Source organism: Rhizobium gallicum bv. gallicum R602sp, from assembly GCF_000816845.1.
Lineage (GTDB): Bacteria > Pseudomonadota > Alphaproteobacteria > Rhizobiales > Rhizobiaceae > Rhizobium > Rhizobium gallicum.
In genome coordinates this window covers 2,705,102-2,717,654 of the sequence record NZ_CP006877.1, presented here as the reverse complement: position 1 = coordinate 2,717,654, position 12,553 = coordinate 2,705,102, and the positions used below count along the sequence as shown (strand labels likewise).

Here is a 12,553-nt window from a genome sequence, read left to right as displayed (position 1 = left end):
CCACGCCGTATCGGGCGGCAGCGGCACAACCCCAAGCGGGCGTAAGGAACGTGATTCCCGCGTGCTTATTTTGAGGCTTCTCTGTGATGGATTTATTACAGGCTGCCGATCGAGGTTCAGAGCCCGAGCTTATCCTTTGCCACGAGTGCACCGTGCTCGCTGACGACACGCGCGGCAACCTTCACCGCGAAACAGGCGCTGGCGACCGCATCCTTCGTCTCGAGATATTTGGCGAGGAACGCGCCGTTGAAGCTGTCGCCGGCGCTGGTCGTATCGACGACCTCCTTGACCGTTTCGGCCGGTACGAAGTCCTCCTGGCCGGCGAAGTTCAGCGTCGCGCCGTCCGCGCCGTTCTTGATCAGCACGTTCGGTGCGCCGAGGGCACGGTAGCGATGGATGGTGGCTTCGATGGAGTCGTCGCCGAAATGCAGGGCCTCGTCGTCGAAGCTCGGCATGACGAGGGAAGAGGAGCGGGCGCCTTCGCTGATCGTCGTATGCATGACGTCATAGCTCGCCCACAGGCGCGGGCGAATGTTCGGATCGAAGACCACGAATTTTCCTGCGGCCTTGGCGCGGCGGGTTTCGGCAAGCAGCGTGTCGGCGTCTTCGCGCGGAAGAATGGCGAGCGTGATGCCCGAAAAATAGACGACGTCTGTACCTTCGATCGCTTCGCGCAATCGGTCGGGATCGGCGGCAAGCTGCCTGGCGGCGGAGTTGTCGCGCCAGTAGCTGAAGGAGCGTTCGCCGTTCCTGAGGTTGATCATGTAAAGGCCGGGCGCTTTGCCCTTGATGCGCCTGATGAGATTCGTGCCGATGCCTGCTTCTTCGAAGAAGGCGATCATCTCGTCCGACATGGCGTCATCGCCAAGCGCGGTGAAATAATCGACGCTCCAGGCGGGCTGTATGCAGGCGCGAGCGTACCAGGCGGTGTTCAGCGTATCGCCGGCGAAACCCTTTCTCAGCAGGCCGCCGCCTGCCTGCGAAAGCTCCACCATGCACTCACCGATCGATAAGAACCGTCCGTTCAAAACTGCCTCCCGAAAATTCTCCGCGTCTGCTGATTACGCGCAGAGGCGTTTGGAGGCAAGCGCAGGCATTGCCGGTTGGACGGCAGCCACCGGAATAACCAGCCCCGCCCGCTTGCGAGACAGGTTTGAGGCCAATGGCGGATTGCTTTCGTGGATCGTGTAGCTGCCGAGCTGGCAGAGAGCCTGCCGGTCCTCGGTCGAACAGAGGTCGGAAGCCTCGTCGAATTCGAAGCGCATGTCGTATTTCCAGACATCGCGGCCATCGGCGATGGTGATGCTGATCGTTTCGCCCGGCTTCAGGACCTGCTTGCCGGAGACATCATCCTCCCACTCTTCGATGCCCGCCGTTGATGTGCTTGAACGTCAGATCTTCGGCCTGGGCCGGAAAGGCGGTGGCAAAAGCAGCGCTGCATCAGCGTCTAGGCCTGTGTGTTTTCATGGTAGAATGCCCACCACGTTGGGCAATCCTCATGGCGAAGGCGAGTGGAAGGGCAATCGTCAAGAGTTACAGGCTCACAAACGGGGCGCAAACCTCAGAAATAGTGGTGAAAAAGCCCGCCGGCGTGACGGCGGGCTCATGTCGCAGATCGTTCGTTTGCCTATCCGATCTCCGGGCAGCCGCGGCGGTTGGCGAAGACGATGCGGTCCGGGCCATAACGGGTCCAGCCTTGCACCGTGACGCTGCGCCTCGTCACACGGACGACCTCAGGCCGGCGAAGGCCGGAATCGCGGGCGGCGATTTGTGCCTCGCGCGGGCTGCAGCCCCGGCGGTAGTCGTCGCGATAACGATCATCGCGATCGCGTTCGTAGATACCCACGCCGTCCGGGCCGATACGGAACTGGACGTCCTGAGCCTGAGCAAAGGATGCGGGCGCGACAGCGCCCCCGAATGTGAGCGCCAGCACAAGGCCGGCATTGGATATCAGCTTGAGCAATTTCTCCTCCTTCGGAACCCTGCTGTGACCCGCATGCTTGTGTAAGGGGAGAACTGCCCCGGAGCGCGATTGTTCCGCTCCGGGGCAGGCGCTGGGCAACGCGCGTGTTGCGCGCGAGCTGACCCAGAGCGGACGCGATTTACCGGTCCATATGGTAACAGGCTGCCGTTTGACCCGGGCGCACATGCTCGGTCGGCGGCATTTCCGTCCGGCAGATATCCGTCGCCTTCCAGCAGCGGGGCGAGAAGACGCAGCCCTTCGGCGGGTTCAGCGGCGAGGGCGGATCGCCCTGAAGGCGAATGCGTGTGCGCTGGCGGGCAAGCTTCGGATCGGGGATGGGTGCGGCCGAAAAGAGTGCCTGCGTATAAGGATGCGCAGGATGTTCGAAGACCGTCTGGCAATCACCGGCTTCCACCACCTTGCCGAGATAGAGCACCAGCACGTCGTCCGAGATCAGCCGCACGACGGAAAGGTCGTGGCTGATGAAGATCAGCGTCAGGCCGAACTCTTTCCGGAGCTTGCGCAGGAGCGTGATGACCTGCCCCTGGATCGAAACGTCGAGGGCAGATACCGGCTCGTCGCAGATGATGAGCTTCGGCCTCGTCACGACCGCGCGGGCAATGCCGATGCGCTGTGCCTGACCGCCGGAAAACTCATGCGGGTAGCGGTTGATCATTTCCGGCACGAGGCCGACAGCAGTCATGATCTCGCGCACACGTTCGAGGCGCTGCGCTTTGGAAAGTTTCGGCTCGAAGACGGTCAGCGGCTCGGCGATGATGTCGCCGACCGTCATGCGCGGGTCGAGCGATGCGATCGGATCCTGGAAGATGATCTGCATGTCGCGGCGCGCGGCGCGCATCTCTTCGTCCGACAGGTTTAGCAAGTTGCGGCCCTGCCAGAGGATGCGGCCCTCCTGCGAGCGTAGAAGCCGCAGGATGGAGCGGCCGAGCGTGGACTTTCCGCAGCCGGATTCGCCGACGATGCCGAGCGTGCGGCCCTCCTTCAAGTCGAAACTGACATTGTTGACGGCCGTCAGCATCACCGGCGGCTTGAAGAAGCCTTTGGAGGGCAGTTCGAACTGGGTCGTCAGGTTCTCGACCCGCAACAGCGATCGTTCAGCCATGATTGAGAAGCTCCTCGATACGCGGGAAGGGGTGGAAGCAGGCTGCGCAATGGCGTGGTGAAAGCGTTTCGAGCGGCGGCGGACGATCGATGCAATCGTCTTCTACCTTGGGACAGCGCGGCGAGAAGTTGCAGCCCTTCGGCAGGTGCTGCAGGTTCGGCGGCCGCCCGGGAATGACGACGAGCTGGTCGACGTCCTGGTCCGGGCGCGGGATCGCTGCGTGCAGCGCCGCCGTATAGGGATGTGCCGGATTTTCAAAGAGCTCGTCGACCGGCGCTTCCTCGACTATGCGGCCGGCATACATGACCGCGACGCGATCGGCGAGGCCGGCAACGACGCCAAGATCGTGGGTGATCATCGCGAGCGCCGTATTCATCTCGGCCGTCAGATCGTTGAAGAGATCGAGGATCTGCGCCTGGATGGTGACATCGAGCGCGGTGGTGGGCTCGTCGGCAATCAGCAGCTTCGGCTTGGTGAGCAGTGCCATGGCAATCACGATGCGCTGGCGCATGCCGCCCGAGAGCTCGTGCGGATAGAGGTTGAAGCGACGCGTGGGGTCGGGGATGCCGACCCGCTTCAGCATATCGAGCGCTTCGGCTGAGGCTGCGCGCGCCGTGAAACCGCGATGAACCTCAAGCTGTTCCGTCAGTTGGCGGGAAATCCTGAGAGACGGATTCAAGGCGGTCATCGGATCCTGGAAAACCATGGCCATGTCCTTGCCGCGCACCCGATCGAGTTCACGTGGCTTCAGCGACAGCACATCCCTGCCTTCGAGCAGCGCCTGGCCGCTGGTCTTGCCGTTCTTGGCGAGCAATCCCATGATGCCAAGGAAAGTCTGGCTTTTGCCGGAGCCGGACTCGCCGACGATCGCGATGCGCTCGCCGCGCTTGATCGTGAGGTTCATGTTGGAGACGGCCTTCACCTGGCCGTCCGGCGTTTCGAAGGTGATCGAGTAGTCTTTGAGTTCGAGAAGGTTGTCGGTCATCGTTAGCGATCCTTCGGGTCGAACGCGTCGCGCAGGCCGTCGCCGATGAAGAGCAGGCTGAGCAGCAGGGCGACGAGGAAGCTTGCCGGGAAGACCAGCAGCCAGGGCATGCTCTCCATTGCATCGGTGCCTTCGGCAATCAGCGTGCCGAGCGAGGTCAGCGGCTCCTGAACGCCGAAGCCGAGATAGGAAAGGAAGCTCTCCGTGGCGATGATTTCGGGAACGGTGAGGGCCGCAAAGATGACCACCGGGCCGATCAGGTTCGGAATGACGTGCTTGAGGATGATCTTGAAAGGCCTCTGCCCGGAGGCGCGTGCAGCCTCGATGAATTCGCGCTGCTTGATCGACAGCGTCTGGCCGCGGACGATGCGGGCCATGGTCAGCCACTCCAGCGCGCCGATCGCGGCGAAGAGCAGATAGACGTTACGGCCGAAGATCACCATCAGCAGGATGACGAACAGGATGTAGGGAAGGGCATACATGATATCGACGAAACGCATCATGATCGAATCCAGCCTGCCGCCGATATAGCCGGAGACGGCGCCGTAGAGCACGCCGATGACGACGGAGACGACGGTTGCCGTCAGCGCGACGGCAAGCGAGACACGGGTGCCGTAAAGCACGCGGGCCAGAAGATCGCGGCCATTCGGATCGGTGCCGAAGTAATGCCCGCTTGCAAAGTCCGGGGGCGTGCGGAAGGCGGCCCAGTCCGGATCCTCATAGTTGAAGGGAATGAAGTAAGGGCCGAGGAAGGCGAGGAGGACGAGCAGCGCCAGCACCGCGATGGAGATTACCGCGGCCTTGTTGCGTGACAGGCGCCGAAGAGCATCCTTGGTGAGCGAACGGCCTTCGGGGGCTAGGCCTTCGGCCTGCAGCAACTCGGCGGCGAGCAGCTCGCGTTTTGCGGGGTTGAGGATCATCGGTTTCTCACTTTCGGATCGAGCCACGCATAGGCGATGTCGACGAGAAGGTTGAGGAAGACGATCAGCACCATGTAGAAGATGACCGTTCCAAGAACCATGCCGTAGTCGCGGTTCAGCGCTGCAGTGATGAAATAGCGGCCGATGCCGGGCAGTCCGAAGACGCTCTCGACAACCAGCGAGCCGGTGAGAAGATAGCTTGCCGCCGGTCCGAGATAGGAGACGACGGGCATCATGGCGGGTTTCAGCGCGTGGCGCATGACCGTCAGGCGCGGACCGATGCCTTTTGCCTTGGCGGTCCGGATGAAGTTCTGGTTCATGACCTCGATCATCGAGCCGCGGGTGATGCGCGATATGCGGCCGGCATGCGGCAGCGCCAGAACGACGATCGGCATGACAAGGAACTTGAAGGAGCCGTCACCCCAGCCGCCGACTGGGAGCCATCCGAGACGGATACCGAAAACGAGCTGCAGGATCGGGGCGATCAGGAAGTTGGGAAGCACGACGCCGATCAGAATGAGTGCGCCCAGGGTATAGTCGGGCGTCTTGTTCTGGTAGAGCGCCCCAAGACAGCCGACGATGACGCCGACAAGGATGGCGAGCAGGAAGGCGGCGGTGCCGATCGTAAAGGTATACGGCAGACCGATCATGATCTGCTGCCCGACGGTGAAATCTTCGCTGGCGAAGGACGGGCCAAGATCGCCTTTCAGCAGGTCGCCGACATAGATCATATACTGCTGGATCAGCGGCTTATCCAGATTGTAGTGGGCCGCAAGGTTCTTCATGATGACCGGCGGCAATGGCCTTTCGCCATCGAAGGGGCCGCCGGGGGCAAGGCGCAAAACGAAAAAACAGGCTGTGACGGCGATCCAGAGAACGGGGATCGTCGACAGCAATCGACGGAGTGCATATTTGATCATGATCGTGGACCGGCCCTACCCGCAGTCCGCGGGAAGGGCCGTTTTCCTTACTCTTTCATCGACAGCCAGCGCGTACGGTGGATGTCCTGCACGTTGTCGACGAAGCCCTCGATCTTCGGCGAGACGACGTTTTTCGAGACGTAATAGTAGATCGGCAGGGCGGCGGAATCGTCCAGCGCCAGCTGCTCGGCCTTCTTGAAGATTTCGGCGCGCTTTGCCAGATCCGTCTGCGCGTTGCCTTCCTTGATCAGCTTGTCGTATTCAGGGCTAGACCAGCGGCCATAGTTCATCTGAACGCCGGTAACGAGCAGGTTCAGGAAGTTGTCCGGATCGTTGTAATCGGCAAGCCACCCGGCGCGGCCGATTTCCACTTCGCCACTTTTCAGCTGATCATAATGCACCTTGGTCTCGGCATTGACGAGTTCGATATTCACGCCGAGCGGCTTCCACATGGCGGCAATCGCCACGGCGATGCGCTTGTGGTTGTCGTTGGTGTTATACTTGAGCTGTGCCGTTAGTGGACGGTCAGGGCCGAAACCTGCTTCCGTAAGCAGTTTCTTAGCTTCGACGACCTTCTCGCTGTAGGGCAAATCCTTCCAGGAGACGTAGGCCGGCTCGCCGTAGTTGGCCGTACCCGGCGGCACCCACGAATAAGCGGGCAGTTCACCTGTTCCGAGAATTTGCGGGCCGATGACCTCGCGATTGATCGCCATCGAAAGAGCCTGGCGGACGCGCTTGTCGCTGAACGGCGGCTTGCTCGAGTTGATCACGTAGTAATAGAGGCCGGAGAACGGCGCCACGTGCGCCTGACCGGGCAGGTTCTTCTTCATCCATTCGTACTGATCGGTCGGGAAGTCAGTAAGGATGTCGAACTCGCCGGCACGGTAGCGCTTCAGCGCGGCTTCCTGGTCTTCAAGCACGAAGAACTTCGCGCCGTCGATCTTCAGGTCTTTGACACCATAATATTGGTCATTCTTGACGGTTGTAACGTGCGACCCCGGCACCCACTCGACGGGCTTGTAGGGGCCGTTGGTGACGATGTTGCCGATCTTGACCCAGTCCGCTCCCTTGGCTTCGACGACGTGTTTCGGCAATGGATATGCGGTGTAGTGAGTGAGCGCGCCGATGAAGTACGGCGTCGGGGCTTCGAGCGTAATCTCGAGCGTCTTATCGTCGATTGCCTTGACGCCGAGCTGGCTGAAATCGGTGATCTCGCCCTTGTTGATCTTTTCGGCATTCTTGACGGTGAACTGCAGATAGGCGTAGTCGGCGGCATTCTTCGGGTCCATGAGGCGCTGGAAGGCGAAGACGAAGTCTCCGGCCGTTACCGGCTGGCCGTCGGACCACTTGATGCCGTCGCGCAGCTTGAAGGTGTAGACTTTGCCGTCGTCCGAAACGGTCCAGCTTTGGGCCTGGCCCGGAATCGGATTGAGCTTAGCATCTTCGGCCACGAGTCCTTCGAAGATGTCGCCGGCAATGCGATTCTCCCAGTCGCCGGAGAGCTTTTGCGGATCGAGCGATGCCGGATCGCCGCCATTGTGGATATTGAGCGTGGCCGCGTGGGCCGAGAAAGCCAGCAATGTGCCAAGCATTGCTGAGGCTAGAAATTTTTTCGTTGTATGAGTCATATTGGGCCACCTTTCCAGGCTTTTTTGCCTATTCTTAGTCATTTGTTCCCGGTTTTTGACCTGTTACGTGCAAGTCAATGCGCACCTTATCGCAAAGGTTTGGCGTTGCAACCCCCAATGAAAGAGGGTTGCTAAAGGTGTGGACAAGCCCGCAGGCGGCGTTTTCTTTGCTATGAGCGTCCCGCCCAAAAGAGGTCATCGGCGCGGTTGTTTTTTGTTTTCCGGGCTTTAGTCTGTGCGCATTTCGAATGGCGCGGAGAATCCGGCAAATGGCGATACAGGCAGCGGACTGGTGGCGGGGTGCGGTCATCTATCAGGTTTATCCACGGTCGTTTCAGGATACGAACAGTGACGGTCTTGGCGACCTCAAGGGCATTACCCGCCGCCTCCCGCATATCGCCAATCTCGGCGTCGATGCGATCTGGCTCTCGCCCTTCTTCAAATCGCCGATGGCTGATATGGGCTACGACGTCTCGGACTACTGCGACGTCGATCCGATCTTCGGGACGCTTGATGATTTCGACGAGATGATGGGTGTCGCCCATTCGCTGGGGTTAAAAGTCATCATCGACCAGGTGATCTCGCATACCTCCGACCAGCATCCGTGGTTTGTCGAAAGCCGCTCGAGCCGCACGAATCCCAAGGCGGACTGGTACGTCTGGGCCGACCCGAAGCGCGACGGCACGGCGCCGAACAACTGGCTTTCGATCTTCGGCGGACCGGGCTGGGAATGGGATGGCGTGCGGCGCCAATATTACCAGCACAATTTCCTGACCTCGCAGCCGGACCTCAACTTCCACAACAGGGAAGTCCAGGATGCGGTGCTGAAGACCGTGAAATTCTGGCTCGACCGCGGCGTCGACGGCTTCCGGCTCGATACGGTCAACTATTACTTCTGCGATAAGCTGCTTCGCGACAATCCGCCCCATGAGCCGGATACGAGCGACGGCGGTCTCGATGCGCCGGACAGCAACCCCTACGGCATGCAGAACCATCTCCACGACAAGACGCAGCCGGAAAACCTCGATTTCCTGAAGCGCTTGCGGGCGCTGCTCAATCAATATGAAGGGCGAGCGACGGTCGGCGAGGTCGGCGACGGGGCGCGGTCGCTGAAGACCGTCGCGGCCTATACGAGCGGCGGCGACAAGCTGCACATGTGCTACACCTTCGATCTGCTCGGACCGGATTTCACGGCCGCGCATATCCGCAACTGCGTCGAGACCTTTCAAAAGACGGTTGTCGACGGCTGGGTATGCTGGGCCTTCTCCAACCATGACGTCAAGCGCCATGTGAGCCGGTTTGCAAAAGCTCAGGAGGAGCGGTCAATCATCGCCAAGCTGGCAATTTCCGTGCTGGCGGCGCTGCGCGGCTCGATCTGCCTTTATCAGGGCGAAGAGCTGGGACTTGCCGAAGCGGAACTTGCCTTCGAGGATCTGCGCGATCCTTACGGCATCCGCTTCTGGCCCGCCTTCAAGGGCCGCGACGGATGCCGCACGCCGATGCCCTGGGAGGCCGGCAAGGCGCATGCAGGCTTTACCTCGGCAGAGAAAAGCTGGCTGCCCGTTCCCTACGAGCAGGCAGCCCTTTCCGTCGATACGCAGGAAGAGGACGTAAACTCGGTATTCACTCATTATCGTCAGATGCTGGAATTCCGGAAGCGGCATCCAGCGTTGCTTGACGGCGATATGGAATTCATCGGTACAAATCAGGATCTCTTGGCATTCACGCGCGAGAAAAATGGCGAGAAACTACTCTTCGTCTTCAACCTGACCCGCAAGCCGGCGGAGTTTAGATTGCCCGTGGGAATGACGCTTGGCGAGCACGTCGATATGCCGGGCTCTGGCGGATTGGCCGGCAGGGAATCGATTCAGCTTGAAGCGCTAAGCGCGCTTTGTAGCCGGATTTGACGCAGGCTGTCGCAGGGATCACTTCAACGGCTTATCGAAAGGCTTTCACCCGATCAGGACAAACCGATCCACGTCCACCATGCCCCGGTCCGAAATCTTCAGGTGCGGGATCACGGGCAGCGGCAGGAAGGCGAGCTGAAGGAAGGGCTCTTCCAGCGTGGCGCCGAGTGCGTAAGCTGCCTTTCGCAGATGGTGGAGGGTGTCGCGGACCTTTTCGTAAGGTTCGAGGCTCATCAGGCCGGCGACGGGGAGGGCGATTTCGCCGGTCACCTTGCCGTCCTCGACGACCACGAAGCCGCCTTTGATTTCGCCGAGGCGGTTGGCCGCGCACGCCATATCCTCCTCGCTGACGCCGACGACACAGATGTTGTGGCTGTCATGGCCGACGGTGGAGGCGATCGCTCCTTTCTTTAAGCCAAAGCCCTGGACGAAGCCGTTGGCGTGGTTGCCGTTCTTGCCGTGACGCTCGATGACGGCGACCTTGATGATGTCGTTTTCGAGGTCGATGCCCGTCTGGTTTCCCTTTGCCGGAAGGCGGTGCCGGCGAAATTCGGTGATGATCTTGCCGGGGGTGACGCCGATGACCGGCGTCTCGCCTTCGGTGGCCGGGACGCCGAAATGAGCAGCGTTGACGGGTCGCGCCTTCACGCTGTCGAGACCCACTGGCGCGACCGGCTTGCGGGTGGCGAAGAGTTCATCGCTGACGCGGCGGCCGCCGGAAATGACGATCTCGGCTTTGCAGCGCTCCAGGCTATCGATGACGGCGAGATCGGCGCGCCAGCCAGGCGCGATGAGCCCCCGATCCATCAATCCGAAGGCGCGGGCGGCGGAGATCGAGGCGGCGCGGTAGATCGCAAGCGGCTCGACACCACTCGCGATCGCGGTGCGGATCATGTAGTCGAGATGACCCTGCTCGGCGATGTCGAGCGGGTTGCGGTCGTCGGTGCAGAGCGCGAGATAGGGCGATAGACGCTCGGTGATGATCGGCATCAAGGCCTTCAGGTCCTTCGAGACCGAACCTTCGCGGACGAGGATCTGCATGCCCTTGCTGATCTTTTCGAGGGCCTCTGCTGCGGTCGTGCATTCATGATCGGTGCGGATTCCGGCCGCGAGGTAGCCGTTGAGGTTTATCCCGCGCAGCAATGGCGCGTGGCCGTCGATATGGCTGCCCTGGAATGCTTCGAGCTTTTCCATGCAGACCGGGTCCTTGTGGATCACGCCTGGGAAATTCATGAATTCCGCAAGGCCGATGACCTTGGGATGATCGCGGAAGGGCAGGAGCCTCTCGATCGGCAGATCCGCCCCGGATGTCTCAAGATGTGTGGCGGGCACGCAGGAGGAGAGCTGGACGCGGATGTCCATGATCGTTTCGAGCGCCGAATCGAGGAAGAACTGGATGCCGTCGGTGCCGAGCACATTGGCAATCTCGTGCGGATCGCAGATGGCGGTGGTGACGCCATAGGGCAGAACGCAGCGGTCGAATTCATGCGGTGTGACAAGCGAGGATTCGATGTGGAGATGCGTGTCGATGAAACCTGGAACGACGATCTTGCCGGAGATGGCGATCTCGGTTTCTCCCTCATATGTGCCGCAGGTCCCGACGATGCGATCGCCGCCGATGGCGATGTCGGATTCGACCAGCTCGCCGGTCACGAGATCGAAGAAACGTCCGCCTTTCAAGACGATATCGGCCGGCAGGCGGCCTGTGCCCTGGTCGATGAGGCGTTCGAGCTTGCTGGTCATGGGCATCCTCGTTTCTGCTATCCGTCCGTTATAACTGAAGTGCCGGACAATGCGCTATAAGCGAGACTGCTCCACAAATGAAAACCGGGCGCCGATACGACGCCCGGTCAATGACAGGCCTTATTCGGCGGCGACGATCTTGCCGCCTTCCCACTTGTAGAGCGCAAAACTCTGCGAGGTGAGATCGCCGGTTTCGCCATAGGTGAGCTTGCCGATCGCGGTTGCGATCGGTTCGCCGCTCTTGAGGGCGGCGGCGACAGCTTCGGAATCTTCGGCGCTGCCAGCCTTCTCAATGCCGGCCTTGAGGACTTCGACGGCCGCGAAAGCATTCAGCGTGAAGGCTTCGGCCGGGATGTTCTTGGCGGCAAGCGCGTCGGAGGCTGCCTTGGAGTCAGCGCTCTTCGTCGCATCGGATGCATTGGTGAAGACGGTGCCTGCAGCTGCTTGCGTGCCGATATTCCAGAATTCGCTATTCGAGAGGCCGTCACCGCCGATGATCGTTGCCTTGACGGAAAGGTCGGCGAGCTGACGGGCAAGCAGGCCGCCTTCCGGGTGGTAGCCGCCGAAGTAGATCACGTCGACATTTTCGGCTTTGAGACGGGTGGTGAGCGCGCTGAAATCCTTGTCGCCGGGAGTGATCGCATCATTGATGACCTCTGTGACACCGCCGGCATTGAGCGTTGCCTTAAAGGCGTCGGCAAGGCCCTTGCCATAGGCGCCCTTGTCGTTGACGATGGCGACGCGCTTGTCCTTGAAGTTCTTGAGCACGTATTTGCCGGCGACTTCGGCCTGCTGGTCGTCGCGGCCGCAGGTGCGCAGCACATTGGTGAGGCCGCGCTTGGTGAGGTCCGGTGCTGTCGCCGTCGGGGTCACCATCAGGATGCCGTTTTCGGCAAGCACGTCGGAAGCGGGGATGGCGACGCCGGAGGTGACCGGACCGACGACGAAGCGGATGCCTTCGCCGACGAGCTGGTTTGCGGCGGAAACGCCCTGCTTCGGCTCGCCCGCGTCGTCTGCAGTCTTCAAAACAACCTTTTGGCCGAGGATGCCGCCTTTCTTGTTGATCTCGTCAACGGCGGTCTGCGCGCCGTTCTTTACCTGGTCGCCATAGGCGGCAACAGGCCCGGTCAGCGGTGCGATCAGGCCGATGGTGATGTCGGCATAGGCAAATGGCGCAAAGGCCAGCGATGCGACAAGGGTCGCGCCAGTCAAAGTCTTCAGACTCATTTTCGTTCTCCTTGGGTGGGGCCTTCTGGCCCGCGATGACTGCCGCGACAACGAAATCCGTTCGTTCAACACCCCAAAGGGATGCGCCAAAAGACGACGGCTACGGTGCGGTCAACGCGCCTTCCGGCCACTTTTGG

10 protein-coding genes and 1 pseudogene are annotated in these 12,553 nt (G+C 60.9%); 1 reads left to right on the top strand and 10 read right to left on the bottom strand.

Features of this window, described 5'->3' with window-relative positions:
• Positions 1 to 116: 116 nt before the first annotated feature.
• The 8 genes and pseudogenes from RGR602_RS13485 to RGR602_RS13450 all read right to left on the bottom strand — a co-directional run bounded on the left by RGR602_RS13485 (position 117) and on the right by RGR602_RS13450 (position 7,539).
• Positions 117 to 1,028 carry a sugar kinase gene (locus RGR602_RS13485; RefSeq protein ID WP_039845533.1) on the bottom strand — a complete coding sequence of 304 codons (912 nt, stop codon included), beginning with the start codon at positions 1,026 to 1,028 and terminating at the stop codon, positions 117 to 119.
• Between the two features lie 147 nt (positions 1,029 to 1,175).
• A pseudogene (locus RGR602_RS39400) lies at positions 1,176 to 1,364 on the bottom strand (hypothetical protein); the annotation flags it as partial.
• A 263-nt stretch (positions 1,365 to 1,627) separates the two neighbouring features.
• Complete coding sequence (locus RGR602_RS13475) at positions 1,628 to 1,963, bottom strand: hypothetical protein (protein WP_039845531.1); 336 nt, start codon at positions 1,961 to 1,963, stop codon at positions 1,628 to 1,630.
• 139 nt (positions 1,964 to 2,102) lie between these two features.
• A complete protein-coding gene (locus RGR602_RS13470; protein WP_039845530.1) occupies positions 2,103 to 3,086 on the bottom strand; it encodes an ABC transporter ATP-binding protein in 984 nt (327 codons plus the stop codon).
• Complete coding sequence (locus tag RGR602_RS13465) at positions 3,079 to 4,071, bottom strand: ABC transporter ATP-binding protein (protein WP_039845529.1); 993 nt, start codon at positions 4,069 to 4,071, stop codon at positions 3,079 to 3,081. The genes RGR602_RS13470 and RGR602_RS13465 overlap by 8 nt, the downstream gene beginning before the upstream one ends.
• A gap of 2 nt (positions 4,072 to 4,073) precedes the next feature.
• Complete coding sequence (locus RGR602_RS13460) at positions 4,074 to 4,991, bottom strand: ABC transporter permease subunit (protein WP_039845528.1); 918 nt, start codon at positions 4,989 to 4,991, stop codon at positions 4,074 to 4,076.
• A complete protein-coding gene (locus RGR602_RS13455; RefSeq protein WP_039845527.1) occupies positions 4,988 to 5,911 on the bottom strand; it encodes an ABC transporter permease subunit in 924 nt (307 codons plus the stop codon). The genes RGR602_RS13460 and RGR602_RS13455 overlap by 4 nt, the downstream gene beginning before the upstream one ends.
• Before the next feature lie 47 nt (positions 5,912 to 5,958).
• Positions 5,959 to 7,539, bottom strand: coding sequence for a peptide ABC transporter substrate-binding protein (locus tag RGR602_RS13450; RefSeq protein WP_039845526.1), 1,581 nt, complete (start codon positions 7,537 to 7,539; stop codon positions 5,959 to 5,961).
• Between the two features lie 269 nt (positions 7,540 to 7,808).
• Here RGR602_RS13450 and bglA point away from each other — a divergent pair, with 269 nt between their 5' ends.
• Positions 7,809 to 9,446 carry a beta-galactosidase BglA gene (gene bglA / locus RGR602_RS13445; RefSeq protein WP_039845525.1) on the top strand — a complete coding sequence of 546 codons (1,638 nt, stop codon included), beginning with the start codon at positions 7,809 to 7,811 and terminating at the stop codon, positions 9,444 to 9,446.
• Positions 9,447 to 9,491: 45 nt separating this feature from the next.
• Here the strand turns inward: bglA and ade are convergent, their stop codons facing one another.
• Together ade and RGR602_RS13435 are read right to left on the bottom strand one after the other, a co-directional pair.
• Complete coding sequence (gene ade, locus RGR602_RS13440; RefSeq protein WP_039846860.1) at positions 9,492 to 11,189, bottom strand: adenine deaminase; 1,698 nt, start codon at positions 11,187 to 11,189, stop codon at positions 9,492 to 9,494.
• A 120-nt stretch (positions 11,190 to 11,309) separates the two neighbouring features.
• Complete coding sequence (locus RGR602_RS13435; protein WP_039845524.1) at positions 11,310 to 12,416, bottom strand: branched-chain amino acid ABC transporter substrate-binding protein; 1,107 nt, start codon at positions 12,414 to 12,416, stop codon at positions 11,310 to 11,312.
• Positions 12,417 to 12,553: the final 137 nt, after the last annotated feature.

What these genes read in the sequence shown, in the direction of transcription:
- bglA (WP_039845525.1), top strand. Translation starts at nt 7,809, where the DNA reads ATGGCGATACAGGCAGCGGACTGGTGGCGGGGTGCGGTCATCTATCAG.
- RGR602_RS13435 (WP_039845524.1), bottom strand. Translation starts at nt 12,416, where the DNA reads ATGAGTCTGAAGACTTTGACTGGCGCGACCCTTGTCGCATCGCTGGCC.
- RGR602_RS13455 (WP_039845527.1), bottom strand. Translation starts at nt 5,911, where the DNA reads ATGATCAAATATGCACTCCGTCGATTGCTGTCGACGATCCCCGTTCTC.
- RGR602_RS13465 (WP_039845529.1), bottom strand. Translation starts at nt 4,071, where the DNA reads ATGACCGACAACCTTCTCGAACTCAAAGACTACTCGATCACCTTCGAA.
- RGR602_RS13460 (WP_039845528.1), bottom strand. Translation starts at nt 4,991, where the DNA reads ATGATCCTCAACCCCGCAAAACGCGAGCTGCTCGCCGCCGAGTTGCTG.
- RGR602_RS13470 (WP_039845530.1), bottom strand. Translation starts at nt 3,086, where the DNA reads ATGGCTGAACGATCGCTGTTGCGGGTCGAGAACCTGACGACCCAGTTC.
- ade (WP_039846860.1), bottom strand. Translation starts at nt 11,189, where the DNA reads ATGACCAGCAAGCTCGAACGCCTCATCGACCAGGGCACAGGCCGCCTG.
- RGR602_RS13450 (WP_039845526.1), bottom strand. Translation starts at nt 7,539, where the DNA reads ATGACTCATACAACGAAAAAATTTCTAGCCTCAGCAATGCTTGGCACA.